The sequence below is a fragment of the Microcella putealis genome (assembly GCF_004216575.1).
GTDB classification, from domain to species: Bacteria; Actinomycetota; Actinomycetes; order Actinomycetales; family Microbacteriaceae; genus Microcella; species Microcella putealis.
In genome coordinates, this window is record NZ_SGWW01000003.1 from 66799 (window position 1) to 82802 (window position 16004).

Sequence of the window (16004 nt, forward strand, 5' to 3'; positions counted from 1 at the left end):
CGCGCTGGCTGTCGCAGCCACGCGCATCCCCGACGCGGCCGGCGCCGCCGCGGCGGCGACGTCCGTGAGCGACGCGACCCCCGCATCCTTCGGATACGCGGCGATCATCATCGTGACCCTCACGACCGTGCTCGTCGGGGCGCTCGCGGTGCGCCTGTCGCGCACGACGCGCGACTTCTACGTCGCCTCGCGGACGGTGCCGCCGTGGCTGAACGCCTCGGCGATCGGCGGCGAGTATCTGTCGGCGGCGAGCGTGCTCGGGGTCGCCGGGCTGATTCTGCTGCAGGGCGCGGGCGGGCTGTGGTTTCCGATTGGGTACGCGGCCGGCTACCTGATGCTGCTGCTGTTTGTCGCCGCCCCGCTGCGCCGCTCGGGCGCGTACACGGTGCCCGACTTCACGGGCGCGCGGCTGCGCTCGCGCTCGGTGCGCCGGGCAACGAGCGTGCTCGTCATCGTGATCGGCTGGTTTTACATCGTGCCGCAGCTGCAGGGTGCCGCGCTCACGGTCTCGATCGCGACGGGGCTGCCGCCGTGGGCCGGGTCGGTCGCGGTGGCCCTCATCGTCGGCGTGATCGTCGCCGCCGGAGGCATGCGCTCGATCACTTTCGTGCAGGCGTTCCAGTTCTGGCTGAAGCTGACGGCGGTCGCACTGCCCGCGATCGTGATGCTCGTCGTAGTGGGCGGCCGCGACCTCGGGGTCGCCGCCGCGACTGCCTTCCCCGCCGCGCTCGGCCCCGCCGCCGTGAACCCGTACGCGACCGCGTCGCTCGCGATCGCCCTGCTGCTCGGAACCCTCGGCCTGCCCCACGTGCTCGTGCGCTTCACGACGAACCCCGACGGAGCCGCCGCCCGCCGCACCACCCTCATCACGGTCGCACTGCTGGTCACGTTCTACGTGTTTCCGACGACGATCGGGATGCTCGGGCGCGTCTTCGCCCCGGATCTCGCGACAGCCGAGCAGGCCGACTCCGTCGCCCTGCTCTTGCCGGGTCGCCTCGTCGACGGGCTCGCCGGTGACCTGCTGGGCGCGCTCATCGTCGCCGGGGCGTTCGGGGCGTTTCTGTCGACCTCGTCGGGGCTCGTGGTCTCGCTCGCCGGCGTCATCAGTCAGGAGGTCGCGGGCGGCACCGTGCGCGGGTTCCGAGTGGCGGCGCTCGCCTCGACGCTGGTGCCGCTTCTGGTCGTGCTGATGATCGAGCCGGCCGGGCTCGCTGGCAGCGTGGGGCTCGTGTTCGCGTTCACCGCCTCGACGCTCAGCCCGCTGCTCGTGCTCGGCGTCTGGTGGCGCGGGCTCACGGCCCGCGGAGCGCTCGCGGGGATGCTGACGGGCGCTGTCGCGTGCGCCGTTGCGGTCGGGCTCGGGGTGCTGCGGGTGCCCGGGGCGGGCGCGAGTGGTGACGGTGGCGACGGGTCAGGGGGGCTCGGCGAAGCCCTGATGGGCGCGGCTCCGCTCGCGGCTGACTGGGCCCCCTGGCTGCAGGCCGCCCTCGCCGCCCCGGCGGCCTGGACGATCCCGCTCGCCGTACTCGTCACTGTGCTGGTGTCGCGCTACGGCGGGGGCAGCCCGCCCGTCGACGTCGACCGCATCCTCGCCCGCCTGCACCTGCCCGAGCGCCGCCGCCCGAAGCCGCAGTAAGCCCGCGCCCACGCACGTCACACGCGTGCGCCGTGACGTATTGCAGGAAACCAGCCGTGCGCATCCACCTACAACCGCGCAATTCCGCGGTGGGCGTCTCTCGTTTCCTGCAATACGTCACGCCATCGGTGGGAACGCGCCCCGCGCATCCGACATTCAGCGGCGCCGACGCGGCAGGCGCAGCCGCCGCTGGGCGAGCAGGATGCCGACGAAGATCAGGGCCGCGCCGACCGGCTCGTTCCAGACGAGCACCTCGCCGAGGATGAGGATGCCGAGCGCGACCCCCACGACGGGCGAGATGTAGGTGACTGTTGCGGCGCGGGTGGCACCCCAGGCGCGGACGACGTTCTGGTTCCACGCGTAGGCGAGGCCCGTGCCGAAGACGCCGAGCAGCACGATGCTGCCGACGATCCAGATGTCGAGGGTGATGGGGTCGCGGCCGATGATCGGCGTCAGTGCGAGCATGATGACGGCGGCGATGCCGACGTTGAGCAGCGCGAGCATGACGCCCGAGAGCCCCGTGCCCTGCAGGAACCGGCGCAGGTACGCGAGGCTGAACCCGTAGCAGGCGGTCGCGCCCAGCAGCGCGAGCTGCGGCACGAGCCCGCCGCGCAGGTCGACGCCCGCCCACGGCGCGATGATGACGAGCACTCCGGCGAGGCCGACGACGAGGCCGAGCACCTGCTCGCGGGTGAGCCGCTCGACCCGAATCACGAGCCCCGCCATCAGCGCCGTCATGAGCGGCGTCGTCGCGTTGTAGACGCTTGCGAGCCCGCTCGACACCGACTGCTGCGCCCAGCCGAACAGCAGGTACGGGAAGACGCACAGGGTCAGCGCGACCACCGTCATGTGCGCCCAGATGCGCCAATTGCGCGGCAGTCGCTCGCGGGTGACGAGCGCGATGATGCCGAGAGTGAGGGCGCCGAAGACGGTTCGTCCGGTCGCGATCTGGGCGGGGCTCAACCCCTCGAGCCCGACCGCGATAAACAGGAAGCTCGCGCCCCACACGACGCCCGCGGCCGTGAACTGCAGCGCAATGCGCAGGTCGCCGGATGCACGCCCCGCCCCCGCCGGCTGCGCCGACTCGGCGGGCTCGGCCGGCCCCAGCGCGCCCGCCGCCGTCGCCGGTGCCGGCAGGGTCTCGGGCTGCGGGTCTTTCGGCTTCCCAGCTGGACGCGTGTCGCTCACACGCTGACGCTACTGCCGCGCGGGGCCCGCGACACACCGTCGGGCCGGGAGCGCGGCGTGTTGACCGAAACTCGCACCTGCGCCCGGCCTGCGCCTCTACTCGCCGTGCGGCGTCTGCCCGGCGATCTGCTCGTGGTGGTGGATCACCTCGGCGACGATGAACGTCAGAAACTTCTCGGCGAAGGCCGGATCGAGCTCGGCCTCTTCGGCGAGCGCGCGTAGCCGCGCGATCTGCACGCGCTCCCGCTCGGGGTCGCTCGGCGCCATACCGGTGGCCGCCTTCAGGCGCCCGACCGACTGCGTGCACTTGAAGCGCTCGGCGAGCAGGTGCACGAGGGCTGCGTCAATGTTGTCGATGCTTTTGCGAAGCGAGGCGAGTTCGGCACGGGCGGCGTCGTCCATACGCCGAGCCTAATCGCCCCTACCGCGCGGGCGGCACCGTGCGGAACCCGATCACCTTGTGTGTTCCGTCGCAGTACGGGCGGATGCTCGACGTCCCGCATCGACACAACGCCACGACGCGTCGTTCATCGCGTCGCGCTCCGCCGCCCGGGTTCTCGGCGTCGTCGACCTCGATCGCGATGTCGCCCCGCACGAGGAACGGCCCGTTAGGGCAGGCGAATACCTCGACGTGCTTGCGCGCCGGCTCACCCACCGTCACGCACCCGGCGGCGCTTCGACGGGATGCGCTTCTTCGGCCCCGAAACGAGCCCCCGGTGGGTGCGCGGCGGGGTCCGCAGGCCGCTGCGGCCCTCCGTCCAGGCGGCGAGCATGTGATCGGCGGCCCTGCCCTCGACGGCGAGACACGCGGCAGCGCCGAACAGTACGTCGGCGAGCAGCTCGGGCTCTTGCTCGACCAGCCCGCCCGCGAGGTCGCGTCCGGCGATCTGCTCGTGAACAGCATCCGCTTCGACGTGCTCGTCGTAGTAGTCGACGACGTCGTCGCCGTAACCGAGGCGGCGAAGGCCGGCGGCGATGCGCTGGCACGGCAGCGACGACGTCATCTCATAGGCGGCGAGGTGGCCGAGGAGTGCGCCGCGCAGGCGCCGGTGCAGGCCGAACATGCTCATGGTGTTGAGCGCGCACAGCGTGTGGGCGTCGATGACGTCGAGGTAGCTGCCGTAGTTCGAGTCGAGACCGGCGGCCTCCATCGCGCGGGCGTACAGCTGTTGGTGCATGCGCTCGGCGCGGCCGGCACCGTACTCATCCGACTGCACTTCGACGAGGGCCGACTTGGCACGGCCGCGTAACCGCGGAATCGCCCAGCTGTGCGGGTCGGCTTCCTTCAGCGTGTAGAGCGAGCGCGCGATCAGGAATTCGCGCGCCTGCTCGGGCGTCGCCTCCGAGCGGATGTAGTGGCTGAGCCTCTGCTCGTCGCCCTCCGCCGTGAGTGCGAACAGCGCTTGTGCGACATTCTCGGCATCCGTCTGTGCGGGGGGCGCGGGCACGTGGACGCTGTCCCGCAGCGCGGCCTCCATCGCGTGCTCGATGCTGGCGCGACAGGCCAGCAGCCCGGGCTGCCACTCCCACCGCTCATCGACGTCGGCGATGCCGCCGTAGTGCAGCTCGTACAGCCAGAACAGCGCGAGCTGCAGGTCGCCGTCGCTGAGCACGTCGACGCTCGCGCCGATGGCGCGGTCAATCTGGGCGGGAAGGTCGGAGACGATGGGCGGCTGGTCAACGGGCGAGCGCAGCACGACGGCGAGCGCGGCGGTCACGGGGCCGCGCGGCGAGCTGAGGCTCATGGGGCGTGTGAGACCCGACCCGCGGTTGTCGGCTCCGGGCCGCGACGCGTCGTCGGCCGTGCGGGAGTCCATGGGGGGTGCGATAGTCATCCGGCGACCTTAGGACGGCTGGGCCGTGCCTGTGGAGGGGTTGACAGACGCACCGACCGTCCGGTCTGCTATCGCGACATGCAGCCAGACACGTCCCTTCCGACGGCCCTCGACACCGGGCCGACCGAGGTTCCGCGCGGCGGGTCGACCCGCCCGATCGCCGACATCTCCATCGTGATCCCCGCCCGTAACGACGCCCGGATGCTCGCCCACTGTCTCGCGGCCATCGCCCGTCAGACGGTCGGGCCGCGTGAGGTGATCGTGGTCGACAACGACAGCAGCGACGGCACCGCGATCGTCGCGCGGCAGGCGAGCGCGCGCGTGATCACGCAGCGCGAGCACGGCATCCCGATTTCGAGCGCGACCGGCTTCGATGCCGCGACGGGCCGATTTATCGCCCGCCTCGACGCCGACAGCGAACCGCACGAGCGCTGGATCGAGACGGCCGTCGAATTGTTCGCCGCGCATCCTGAGGCCGTCGCCGTCACTGGATCAGGGGTGCTGCGCGAGGACGACGGCGAGCGCCACCCGCACCGCAGTCGCGGCTACCTCGACCCGTACTTCGCGCTGGTGCGCGCCGCCATCGCGCACGAGCCCGTGTTCGGTTCGGCGTTCGCGATGCGGCGCTTCGCGTGGGAGCGCGTCAGCGGCGCCGTCTGCCGGCACGACGCGCGGGTTCACGACGACATGGATCTCAGCATCCACCTGCCCCCGCAGGTCACCGTGATTCGGGATGCTCGACTCACCATTCCGATTTCGGCGCGCCCCATGCATTCCCCGCGCGGCATGGGTCGGCGTGCGTGGCGCGGGCTGTACACGCTCGCAAAGCACTACCCCCGCGAGTTTCCGCTCAACCGGTGGATGCGCCGCATCGCCGCCCACGCGACGGCGCGGCGCGCGGGCGAGCAGCAGGGAGGCTAGTCGAGCAGGTCGTGCCGCACGACGATCGCGTCGCGGCCGGGGCCCACGCCGATGGCCGAGATGCGCGCGCCGCTCATCGCCTCGATGGCGAGCACGTAGTCTTGCGCGTTCTTCGGCAGATCCTCGAAGCTGCGAGCGCCCGAGATGTCTTCCGACCAGCCGGGGAACTCTTCGTAGATCGGCGTCGCGTGGTGGAAGTCGCTCTGCGAGACCGGCAGCTCGTCGAAGCGCTGGCCGTCAACGTCGTAGGCGACGCAGACGGGGATGCGCTCGAGGCCGGTCAGCACGTCGAGCTTCGTCATGACGAAGTCGGTGACGCCGTTGATGCGCGCCGTGTAGCGGGCGATGGGGGCGTCGTACCAGCCGCAGCGACGGGGGCGCCCCGTGGTGGTGCCGAACTCGAAGCCGGTCTTGCGCAGGAACTCGCCCGACTCGTCGAACAGCTCGGTCGGGAAGGGGCCGGCGCCGACGCGGGTCGTGTACGCCTTGACGATGCCGATGACGCGGTCGATGCGGTTCGGGCCGATGCCGGAGCCGGTGGCGGCGCCGCCGGCGGTCGCGTTCGAGGAGGTGACGAACGGATACGTGCCGTGGTCAACATCCAGCATCGTGGCCTGACCGCCCTCGAACAGCACCGTCTCGCCGCGCTCGAGCGCCTCGTGCAACACGAGTGCTGTGTCGGCGACCATGGGCCGCAGGCGCTCGGCGTACGACAGCAGGTCGTCGACGATCTCGTCGACCGAGATCGCCCGGCGGTTGAACACCTTCACGAGCAGGTGGTTCTTCTGGTCGAGGGCCGCCTCAACCTTCTGGCGCAGGATGTTCTCGTCGAACAGATCCTGAATGCGGATGCCCACCCGGTTGATCTTGTCGGCGTACGTCGGCCCGATGCCGCGCCCCGTCGTGCCGATCTGGCGCTTGCCGAGGAAGCGCTCGGTCACCTTGTCGAGGGTGCGGTGGTAGTGCGTGATGACGTGCGCGTTGGCGCTGATCAGCAGCTTCGACACGTCGACGCCGCGGGCGCTGAGCGCCTCGAGCTCGCCGAAGAGCACCTCGATGTCGATGACAACGCCGTTGGCGATGACCGGGGTGACTCCGTCGGTCAGGATTCCGCTCGGCAGCAGGTGCAGCGCGTACTTCTCGTCGCCGATGACGACGGTGTGGCCGGCGTTGTTGCCGCCGTTGAACTTGACGACATAGTCGATGCGCCCGGCGAGCAGGTCGGTGGCCTTGCCCTTTCCTTCATCGCCCCACTGGGCGCCGATGATGACAGCGGCAGGCATGGCTGGTCCCTTTCAATAGACGGGGATGACTCCTGAGTCTATCGGGGATGCTCGGGGTCGCCGGGGCGGCAACTACGGCTGCGGGCACAGAGGCAAGAGCGTTTCGATTAGCTCATCATCGAGTTCGAGGTAGGGGGTCCATCCGCCACCGCTCTCAATGAAGAACTGTTCGGAGGGTGGATCACTGAGAGTCACACCTTGTGCCTCTATGCAGGCATGCGTGGCCACGGCCGCCGCGTATCCCGCGCGCAGCAAGTCAAGGCTCAACGAATACCCGTCAATTACGGCATCCTGGCCACTGGCGGCACTGCATCGTGCATCAGACTCTCCAAAGGCCGTCTCCTGCCCCTCGGGGAACCCGAAAATGGTGCCGCTGTCGGTCTCGCGAGACTCCCAACCTTCATCGATCATGCAACGCACATAAGACTCGCTGGCTCGCAGCCACTCAGGCGAACCGCCCCCTAACTCCGATACTCGCGCGTTGTCGATTGAAGGGTTCGTATGACCAGCTGATGGCGCTGTGGGATTGACGTCGCCCTCATTCGGGGCGGTGGAACATGACGCTAAGGCGAGCGCCGTGGCCGTGAGCAGCAGGACGAGCCGAGTACGCGCGGGTGCGGAGAGAGAGACGTTCACGGCATCGACGCTGCAATCGCAACAGTTGCGCTAAGGAGCGCGATCAGGACCGCAACCACAACTCCCCGCACCGATTGGTTTCGCCCCCGCGATCGCAGCGCGGTGACAACACTCACCCCGCCGACAAGCAGAGTGCCGACTACACACACCGCCGTGAGAATCACGTAATCGGGCTGCGGGGGCGTCGGATCCACCAGCGCGATCGGCAATCGCGTCGAACCGAGTGCGGCAAGTCCCGCGATGAGCGCGACCCCGACTCCGAGCGGAATCAACTTCTGCCGTTTGGGCACTGCCTCAACCACACTGTCCGAAACCACGACTCCACCGTCCGCTCGCTTGCACGGCCACATGTAAAGCCCACGGCCTGTCTTGAGCAATCAACATAAGCTCTTCCAGGCTCATGCGCGATAACGAATTTGAGTCAATGTCCAGGCACGGGGGCACATTTTTCATCGACGCAAACTGCATTGATGAACCTTTGGGTGGACGTAAAGAGCCACATGTACCCAAGCGAGGCCGCGTCATACTCGACGTAAATGCGTTTTTTCGAAGGGTGGGTTCTGGTGAGAACAGTTGCCATCGTCGTTCTTGCTGCCCTCGGCGCCGCAGTACTGGCGGGGTGCGTACCACCGCGAGATCAGGAACGGCTCCCCCCACCCTCGGCTATCGACTTGCCAGCCGTAAGTCCCGAGGTCGCGCTCGCAGAACTGAAAGCGTCTCTAGAACGAGCGATCACAGCCCGGCACCGCGGAATCGAGTTCCCAGAGGTGGAAACGGTGCGCTTGATCCTGCCGGAGGAGTGGGCCCCCACAATGAGAGGCTGTTTGGACTCTGAAGGGTTCACAGTCACAGAAACCCCAGATGGAGGGATCGTCTATCCAGAGATCCCCGAAGCACAAGCAGCCTCACTGGAACTGGCACGCTACGTGTGCGCACTGAAGCACCCGGTTGACCCGCGATACTCGGGTGAACTTACGGAATATCAGCAACAGTACTTGTACGAGTATTTCGTTTACGACTTGGTCCCATGTCTACGTTCTGAAGGTCAGGACATCTCTACACCGCCTGGCTTGCAACGGTTCCTCGAGACGTGGAACACGGAAGACGCATGGTCTCCGTATGGCGAAGTCAATGCGGGCTCGGATAGCGATTGGTACGCGCTCAATGAGACATGCCCCCAAAATCCAGAAGACCCATTCGGCTGAGAACCGCGAGCCTCATCGCGTTCCATGGACGCCGCGGCTTATCGAGTGAGCTCGATCACGCCTGCCGCCTGCTACCCGTAGTAGATGGGTTGCGGGCAGGTCTCGCGGAGGTTTTCGATCTGGCTGCTGCTAATGAGCCCGGCCTCAAAGAGAGCGATATGGGGACTCCAGTCGCCATTCGCATCAGTGAAGGCCTGCAGAGACGGACGGTCGTCTACAGCGAAGCCTTCATCAGCAAGACAGTCCGCGGCTTCGATAGCCAGCGCGTACCATTCGCCCCATTGTTCTGTCGTGAATGACTGGCGGTCCGGGGCCAAGCCCTCGCCGCATTCCTCGGAGTCTCGAACATAGACATCCATTTGATCTGCAGGGATTTCCGCCGCGACAGCGTTGTCCGGCGCAACGACGACATCCCATCCGCGCTCGGTCAGGCAGGCAGCCCGGAGTTCAGCAGCGTGCCGCTCGGAGGTAGCAACCGGCGCGGGCACAGTGTCGTCGCTCGCCGAGCAGCCCGTGACTCCCGCGAGCAGGAGCACACACGAGATAGCGAGTGTGCCGCGAATCCACTTCGTGGCGTGGGTGGCTAGCATCAGACGCCTCTTCATCAGTCGCACGGTACGCGAGATAGGAAACCCTGTCCATACGATTCCTCAGCTACTCGCTGAGCGTTATCCACGCCAGACCCCGCGAGTGCGAGTCGATCTGGACGCCTTGCGGCTAACCTGAGCGAATGCCAGAGCCGTCGCCCCGCATCGAATCTTCAGCTTCACCGCGACGCTCGCGGGGCGCCCGCGTCAGCGGCATCGCCCTCGGCGTAGTTCTCGTGTTGGCACTCGGTGCTGGCGTTGGCTGGGCAGTTGCCACGGCATTTTCCCCGCCCGAGGAGGTTCTCGACGCTCGTCCCTTCACGACCGTCGAGATCGTCGAGGGCGAAGTGGGGTCGTCGCTCGCCTTGAACTCGGTTGCCCAGTGGACGTCTCAGCCGCTCGGCGTGAATCAGGCGGCAGGGGTCATCACGTCGGTGTCGCTCACCCAGGGCGATGAGGTCGACGCCGGCGCGGTGTTGTTCGAGGTCGCGCTCCGGCCCGTCGTCATCATCGAAGGGCCCACTCCGTCATTCCGCCCGCTCGGTCCGTCTACCGCTGGGCCTGACGTCGAACAACTCCAGAAGTTTCTGCAGGGCGCAGGGTTTCTTGCATTCGAACCCGACGGCCGCTTCGGTGCCGCCACGGCCGAAGCAGTTCGGCAGTGGCAACGCAGCCTCGGCCTCACTGCGACAGGGACCGTCGAGACGGGCGATGTGATCGTCGTGCCAGCTCTGCCGACACGCATCACGTTCGATGCCGAGGTTGTGCAACCTGGTTCGACACTGACGGGAGGTGAGCGCCTGATTTCAGTGCTTCCTGTCGCGCCGCAATTCAGCATCCCCGTGACGGAAACGCAGGCCACGCAGATTCCTGCCGGAACCCGGGTGCTGATTTCGAGCCCCTCCGGAGCAGAATGGACGGCGTTTGCCACCAGTCAGGCAGCCGACGAGTTTGGCACCATCGTCGTGTCGCTCGAAGGTGACGACGGCGCGTCGATCTGCGCCGACGCGTGCGGCGAACTGCCGGTCACCGAGCAGAGCCTGCTGCGCTCGCAGATCATCACCGTCGAGTCGGCCTCCGGGCTCACCGTGCCGACCGCAGCGCTGAGGGCGACGGCGAACGCGGGCACCGTCGTCGTCGACGAGGCCGGCGGCACCTACCCGGTCGAGGTGCGGGCGAGCGCCCACGGGGTCGCCGTCATCGAGTCGAGCGACCCGGCCGTCGGTGTCGGGCTGCGCGTGCGCGTTCCGGCCGGTAGTGAGTAGGGGTTCGGCGTGAGTGAAGTCGGCACGCTGCCCCGACCGGCGAGACACGGCGCGCTGCTCGCCGCCGACGACGTCACCTTCGGCTACGACCGTGCGGCGCCCCTGCTCGACGGCTGGTCGCAGAGATTCGATGCCGGCGAGGTGGTCGCCATCACCGGGCCGTCCGGTCGCGGAAAGTCGACACTGCTCTACCTGCTCGGGCTCATGCTGAAGCCCTCCGCCGGCCACATCCTTGTCGACGGCGTGCCGGCGCAGGCCCTGCCCGACCGTGAGCGGGCACGCCTGCGCGCTGGCCGGTTCGGCTTCGTCTTCCAAGACGCAGCACTGGATGCAACGCGCACCGTGCTCGACAACGTATGCGAGACGGCGCTGTATCGGGGCGACGATCCGCGCGAAGCCCGGATGCGCGCATCCGCCCTCATGGAACGCTTCGGCGTGCAGTTGCGCGCCGCCGCAAAACCCGGCCAGGTGTCGGGCGGGCAGGCGCAACGCATCGCGCTGTGTCGGGCCTTGCTACATGCGCCGCGGATTCTGCTCGCCGACGAGCCCACCGGCAACCTCGACCCCGACTCGTCGCGAGTGGTCATGGGCGCCTTCCGCGAGCACGCCGCCAGCGGCGCCGCCGTGGTTGTCGTGACGCACGACCCGAGCATCGTCGCCCAGTGTGACCGGACGGTCGAACTGTGAGGGCGCGCTTGCGCGTCGTCGGCGCGATCCTGCGTGAAGCGGCGGCCAGCGCCTGGGCGCAACCGGTCGCCTCGCTTGTCTCGGTCGTCATCGTCGCCGCGATGTGTGCAAGCGTGCTGCTCACCACCGGTCGCACGGTCGGTGCCGAAGACGCGGTGCTGTCGACCATCGATTCGACGGGCACCCGATCCATCGTCGTGCGCGCGGAAGCCGCGTCGGGGCTTGACTCAACGGTGCTCGACCGGCTCGCCAACGTCGACGGCATTGAGGCCGCACTCGCTTTCGGGCCCGCCATCGACACTCGCGCGACCGCGTTCGCCGGTGGCGCGCCCGTACCCGTGCGCACGCTGTGGGGTGGCGGCCTTGTGGATGCTCGTGGCGCGCCCGCGATTATTTCGCCTGCGTGGGCATCCCCCGTCGCGATCGACGGCCTGGGCCTGCTCGACGGCACCGGAGGAGTCGCCTCTGACGACGGACGCGACTACAGCATCGTCGGCGAGCTCGCTGTGCCCGACTACCTGGCCTTCCTCGAGCCCCTCGTCATCGCTCCGCAGCCTGACGACAGCGTCGGGGCGGTGAGCGTGCTGGTCGTCATCGCCGACACCCCCGACCTTGTCGGCGCGGTTGCCGCCGCGACTGGATCGTTGCTCGCTGTTGATGACCCGACCACTGTGACGCTGACAACCAGCGAGGGGATTGCGCAGTTGAGGGCCATCATCGAGGGGCAACTGGGTACGTTCGGGCGCGAACTGGTGCTCGTGATCTTCGGCATCAGCGCCCTACTTGTCGCCGCGATTCTTTACGGCTTTACCTTGCTGCGCCGCAAAGATTACGGGCGCCGGCGCGCGCTCGGCGCATCCCGCAGTCTCATCGTCACCCTCGTGCTGCTGCAAATGACAATGGTCGCGATCGTCGGCGCTGCCTTCGGCACCGGCGCGGCACTAACTACGCTCGCCGCCACCGGCGATCCTCTGCCAGGCGCTGACTTCGCCGGCGCGGTCGCGGTTCTCGCCGTCGTCGTTGCCGTCATCGCTGCGCTGTTGCCCGCGACCGTCGCCGCACGACGGGAGCCGATCCGCGAGTTGCGGGTTCCGTGACGGCGTCCTCCCTCCTCGTATTCATTCTGCTTGTGGCGCCGTCGAGCCTTGAGGAGTTGGTAGGTGAGTGCTACTCTGCCAATCGACGGGTGGACAAAGCGGTCCACCATAAGCCGAGAACGACAAAAGTTCGCAGAATGCGGGTTCATGATCATGTCCAGGATGTCAATTCGAAACTTGATGATTGGCGGAGCCGCGGCGCTCGCCCTAGCGGTCAGCGCTGCGACCCCAGCTTCCGCGGCCGACTCACGCAGCGGCACCCAGAATTGCTTGAGCCACCAGCAGTACGGGATCACCAGCACCCTTTCAGCGACGAACGCCCCTACTGCTACAACACCTACAACACACGGATATTCGAATGGCCTGATCCGCATTGTCTACGGTGTCGGCGCTAAGGGAACGTCAAATCCTGGCGTTAGTAGCGGCGGCTGGAATGTGCAAGTTTCTAGCATCTACTTCATCTTGTCCGCCAACGGGACTTGCGGGCCGAAGGTCAACTAAGTGAAGCGCCGGGTACTTGCGAGCGGAGCCGCTCTCGTCGCAGTAGGACTGCTCGCGGCCTGCTCGGGAAGCGCCCCCCAAGGTGACTCATCACCCCCAAGCGAAACTTCAGCACCCCGGAACGCGGATGAAGCCTCCCAACGAATGGGGGACTGTCTTCGTTCCCGCGGGTGGGACGTGCAAGACGACGGCGGCGCTAACTCGATCATGGTGCCGCCAGAGCAAACCACCGTTTTCAACGAAGACTTTGCCGAGTGCGGGAATGAGACGGGAGTGAACTCCCCCGGGGAGACGTACGATGCGGCGTTCGCGCTGAAGCAATACGAGCGAACTTCGCTCTTTCGTGATTGTCTATTGGAAAACGGGATTAACCCTCCCGAACTCCCGACTTATCAACGATATGAGGAAGACCTACTAGGAGGCGGCGTCATATTCGATCTTGCGTCGCTTTCGGGGCTTGCGGCAAGCGACCCTTTGCGTGAGATTTGCGCAGATCCGTTGATAACTTGGGGAAGGGAATGAGTCAACAGTCCTCACACACTGCGCGCAGCGTCCAAAGCTAAAGACTCGCAGGGACGTCCGTCGTCTCGGACTCTTCATGCGTTTAGCGCATTCCGGGGCCGAAACGCCATCTGACGCCAAGGCTCAGGTCGGGCTGTGGCTTGACATCGAGCATTCTCGTAGTGCAACACACCTCGCCCCGCGATTTGCGGCGCCAACATCGCAAACGCCCAAAGGTCGACGTGAGAGGGCCGAAATCAATGCGGTACGTACCGCGTTTCGTAATCAAGAAATCGCGGCGGTTCCAGAAATTTAGCGGCCTCGCTCAAGCAATCGCGAAGAACCGGCCTGGCCATACCCTTTCCGGCAGCGGCAGCGGCCACGGGCCGCGTGCTGTTTCTCCGTCAAGGCGCCGCACTAAACGACATAGCTAGCGCACTGAAAACTGCACGAAGCCGGTTTGTGAGAGGTTGGCGTTCACGCTTCAGCCCACTGCCCGCGGGCGGGCACGGGGTTGGCGCGGGCGAGGCTGCCGGCCTCGAGGCCGAGGCGCTGCTCGGCGGCGGCGAACACGATGGCGTTCGCCTCGTCGACGTCAACGATGCCCATGGCGTGGTGCTGCACGGCGACGCCGTCCGCGACGGCGGTGAGCATCCGCGCATCCTCATCGGGGTGGGCGCTCGTCGCGGCGCCTGCGGCGACCGCGCGCGCGATCTGGTCAGCGAGGATGCGCTCACAGTCGCGATGGTGGCGATCGAGCGCGGCGGCGAGCGCGGGCGTGCGGGGGGCTTCGCTCCAGGCGTCGATCCACACGATGTAGTGGTTTTCGGGGGTGGCCGAGAGCCATCCGGCGAGGGCGGCGACCGGGTCGAGGCCGTCGAGCAGGGCGTGGTCGCTCGCGAGCTCGGCGGTGACCGCGTAGTCGAAGGCGGCGGCGACGAGCTCATCGCGCCCGGCGAAGTAGTGGCGGATGAGGCCGTGGGCGATGCCCGCCTCGGCGCCGACGTCGCGCAGGGTCACGCCGGCGAAGCCCTTCTGGGCGACAACGACGAGGGTCGCGCGCAGGATCTGCTCGCGCCGCTCATCCGATGTCTTGCGCTCGGCCATGGGTCGAGCATAGGCGGTGGCACATGATCTTGTCCGGGTGGATAACGGGATGCTAGTGTGTAGTCCACTTGGACAATAACGCACGAAAGGTTTCTGATCGTGAACGCGCAGCAGCGAGAGGCACGGCGTGCCCGCCTGCTCGTCCCGAGCGTGGTCGGCGCCATGGTGACGCTGTCGGCGGCGTCGTTCGTGATCTTCCCGCTGATCCCGTCGCTGCAAGACGACCTCGGGGTCTCCACCGCGCAGATCGGCTATCTCGCCGCCGCCGGCTTCGGCGCGGCCCTCGTCGCCGAACTCATCGTCGCACCCGCCGCCGACCGCGGGCACGCGCGACTCATGGCGATCATCGGCGTCGTGATGGTCGCCGGGTCGCTCGCGCTCAGCGCCCTCGCGACGAGCGGACTTCAGCTGATCGCCGGGCGCGCCGTCGGCGGCTTCGGCTTCGGCATCTTCGTCATCGCGGCGAGCGCCCTGCTCGTGCGGCACGATCACAAGCGCAGCGGTGAGCTGCTCGGGCGTCTCGGAGCCGGCGAGCTCGCCGGCATCGCGCTCGGGCCGCTGGCGTCGGGGTTGGCGCTGGCCATCGCCGGGCCAAGTGTGATCCTCGCCGTGTCGGCGGGGGTCGTCATGCTCGCGCTCATGCCGGTGCTGCTCGGGTTCCGAGAGGCGGCGCACGCCGGGGAGGCTCGCGGCGGCGCGACGGACGCCGAACCGTCGCGAAGCCGCACCGGTTTCGATGGCGACCACGCGCAACCCGAGACCGGGGGCATCGCCGCCGGCGTGCTCGGATTCGACGTGACCGACGCCGACCGCACCCAGCGGTTCGGCTCGGCGGCACCGCGCACGGGGCTCGACCTGCTGCGCTCGCCGCGCATCGTCGGCATCGTGCTGCTGTACGCCGCGGTGATGATTCCGACGGGGGCATATGACGGCATTTGGCCGCGCTACATGGCCGACATCGGTGCCGACCCCGTGCTGATCGCGGCGAGCTACGCGATCTTCGCCGTGCCGTACGTGCTGCTCGCGGGCTGGGCCGGGCGCCTCGCCGACCGGCGTGGCGGAGTGTCAGCGTTCTGGCGCGGGCTCGTGATTCTGCTGCCGATCGTCGGGCTCTACGCGGTGGTCGGCAACCCGTTCCTCGCGACCGGCATGGGCTTCGTCGAGTCGACCGGGCAGGCGCTCGCCTTCGTCGGCGCGGCGGCGGCGATGGCCCACGCGGTCGACCCGGCGCGAGCCGGCACAGCGCAGGGGCTGCTGCGCGGCATCGGGCTCGCGGCGGCGACGGTCGCAGCAGCCGCGTCGGGTGTCGCCTACGAGTTCGGCGGGCAGGCGCTGCTGTTCGGCGGCACCGCGGTAGTCGTGGGCGTCGTCGCCGGGGTCGGGCTGCTGCTCGCGCGTTCGCGTCGCGGGCGCGACTGACGATCGGCCTCGAGCCGCACAGTATCGCCGCGAATGGTCAGTTGTGGGGCCCTCCTCGAGTCGAAACCCCCACAACTGCCCACTCGGGGCGCGATCGACCCCTGGAGATGCGGATCGCGGTCGGCACAGTCGCCCG

General features: G+C 67.9%; 15 protein-coding genes. 7 read left to right on the top strand and 8 right to left on the bottom strand.

Translation table 11 applies throughout. The features are described from left to right. Window positions 1–64 precede the first annotated feature (64 nt). On the top strand, window positions 65–1636 hold the full coding sequence (locus EV141_RS07775; RefSeq protein ID WP_130485781.1) for a sodium/solute symporter: 1572 nt from the start codon (window positions 65–67) through the stop codon (window positions 1634–1636). A 156-nt stretch (window positions 1637–1792) separates the two neighbouring features. Here EV141_RS07775 and EV141_RS07780 read toward each other — a convergent pair whose 3' ends face one another. From EV141_RS07780 to EV141_RS07795, 4 genes are all read right to left on the bottom strand, one after another. Beyond that, complete coding sequence (locus tag EV141_RS07780; RefSeq protein ID WP_311768261.1) at window positions 1793–2824, bottom strand: DMT family transporter; 1032 nt, start codon at window positions 2822–2824, stop codon at window positions 1793–1795. A gap of 96 nt (window positions 2825–2920) precedes the next feature. After that, complete coding sequence (locus EV141_RS07785) at window positions 2921–3226, bottom strand: chorismate mutase (protein WP_130485417.1); 306 nt, start codon at window positions 3224–3226, stop codon at window positions 2921–2923. A 19-nt stretch (window positions 3227–3245) separates the two neighbouring features. Then, window positions 3246–3485, bottom strand: a complete 240-nt coding sequence (locus EV141_RS07790) for a CDGSH iron-sulfur domain-containing protein (protein ID WP_130485418.1) — start codon at window positions 3483–3485, stop codon at window positions 3246–3248. Then, window positions 3472–4659 carry an iron-containing redox enzyme family protein gene (locus EV141_RS07795; RefSeq protein ID WP_241969169.1) on the bottom strand — a complete coding sequence of 396 codons (1188 nt, stop codon included), beginning with the start codon at window positions 4657–4659 and terminating at the stop codon, window positions 3472–3474. Before EV141_RS07795 ends, EV141_RS07790 begins: the two co-directional genes overlap by 14 nt. Window positions 4660–4737: 78 nt before the next feature. Between EV141_RS07795 and EV141_RS07800 the strand changes: the two genes are divergently transcribed. After that, complete coding sequence (locus tag EV141_RS07800) at window positions 4738–5580, top strand: glycosyltransferase family A protein (protein WP_130485419.1); 843 nt, start codon at window positions 4738–4740, stop codon at window positions 5578–5580. On the opposite strand, the gene EV141_RS07805 is transcribed toward EV141_RS07800, so the two are convergent. The 3 genes from EV141_RS07805 to EV141_RS07815 form a co-directional block, all read right to left on the bottom strand. After that, window positions 5577–6863, bottom strand: coding sequence for an adenylosuccinate synthase (locus EV141_RS07805; protein ID WP_130485420.1), 1287 nt, complete (start codon window positions 6861–6863; stop codon window positions 5577–5579). The two genes, EV141_RS07800 and EV141_RS07805, sit on opposite strands and share 4 nt — an antisense overlap. Before the next feature lie 72 nt (window positions 6864–6935). Further along, the gene (locus EV141_RS07810) at window positions 6936–7274 is read right to left on the bottom strand and encodes a hypothetical protein (protein WP_130485421.1); all 339 of its coding nucleotides are present in this window, start codon (window positions 7272–7274) and stop codon (window positions 6936–6938) included. A gap of 1501 nt (window positions 7275–8775) precedes the next feature. After that, complete coding sequence (locus EV141_RS07815) at window positions 8776–9309, bottom strand: hypothetical protein (RefSeq protein ID WP_130485422.1); 534 nt, start codon at window positions 9307–9309, stop codon at window positions 8776–8778. Window positions 9310–9434: 125 nt separating this feature from the next. Between EV141_RS07815 and EV141_RS07820 the strand changes: the two genes are divergently transcribed. The 4 genes from EV141_RS07820 to EV141_RS07835 all read left to right on the top strand — a co-directional run bounded on the left by EV141_RS07820 (window position 9435) and on the right by EV141_RS07835 (window position 13363). After that, window positions 9435–10556, top strand: coding sequence for a peptidoglycan-binding domain-containing protein (locus tag EV141_RS07820; protein WP_130485423.1), 1122 nt, complete (start codon window positions 9435–9437; stop codon window positions 10554–10556). 9 nt (window positions 10557–10565) lie between these two features. After that, window positions 10566–11243, top strand: a complete 678-nt coding sequence (locus EV141_RS07825) for an ABC transporter ATP-binding protein (RefSeq protein ID WP_241969170.1) — start codon at window positions 10566–10568, stop codon at window positions 11241–11243. Continuing rightward, complete coding sequence (locus tag EV141_RS07830; protein WP_241969171.1) at window positions 11240–12340, top strand: ABC transporter permease family protein; 1101 nt, start codon at window positions 11240–11242, stop codon at window positions 12338–12340. The genes EV141_RS07825 and EV141_RS07830 overlap by 4 nt, the downstream gene beginning before the upstream one ends. Before the next feature lie 678 nt (window positions 12341–13018). Beyond that, complete coding sequence (locus tag EV141_RS07835; protein ID WP_130485424.1) at window positions 13019–13363, top strand: hypothetical protein; 345 nt, start codon at window positions 13019–13021, stop codon at window positions 13361–13363. Between the two features lie 456 nt (window positions 13364–13819). Here the strand turns inward: EV141_RS07835 and EV141_RS07840 are convergent, their stop codons facing one another. Further along, window positions 13820–14449, bottom strand: a complete 630-nt coding sequence (locus EV141_RS07840) for a TetR/AcrR family transcriptional regulator (protein WP_130485425.1) — start codon at window positions 14447–14449, stop codon at window positions 13820–13822. Window positions 14450–14548: 99 nt separating this feature from the next. Here EV141_RS07840 and EV141_RS07845 point away from each other — a divergent pair, with 99 nt between their 5' ends. Continuing rightward, window positions 14549–15868, top strand: coding sequence for an MFS transporter (locus EV141_RS07845; RefSeq protein ID WP_130485426.1), 1320 nt, complete (start codon window positions 14549–14551; stop codon window positions 15866–15868). The last annotated feature ends 136 nt before the right edge of the window (window positions 15869–16004 follow it).

Coding starts and splice junctions, on each gene's coding strand:
- EV141_RS07840 (WP_130485425.1), bottom strand. CDS start 14,449: ATGGCCGAGCGCAAGACATCGGATGAGCGGCGCGAGCAGATCCTGCGC.
- EV141_RS07785 (WP_130485417.1), bottom strand. CDS start 3,226: ATGGACGACGCCGCCCGTGCCGAACTCGCCTCGCTTCGCAAAAGCATC.
- EV141_RS07800 (WP_130485419.1), top strand. CDS start 4,738: ATGCAGCCAGACACGTCCCTTCCGACGGCCCTCGACACCGGGCCGACC.
- EV141_RS07805 (WP_130485420.1), bottom strand. CDS start 6,863: ATGCCTGCCGCTGTCATCATCGGCGCCCAGTGGGGCGATGAAGGAAAG.
- EV141_RS07815 (WP_130485422.1), bottom strand. CDS start 9,309: ATGAAGAGGCGTCTGATGCTAGCCACCCACGCCACGAAGTGGATTCGC.
- EV141_RS07820 (WP_130485423.1), top strand. CDS start 9,435: ATGCCAGAGCCGTCGCCCCGCATCGAATCTTCAGCTTCACCGCGACGC.
- EV141_RS07810 (WP_130485421.1), bottom strand. CDS start 7,274: ATGATCGATGAAGGTTGGGAGTCTCGCGAGACCGACAGCGGCACCATT.
- EV141_RS07795 (WP_241969169.1), bottom strand. CDS start 4,659: ATGACTATCGCACCCCCCATGGACTCCCGCACGGCCGACGACGCGTCG.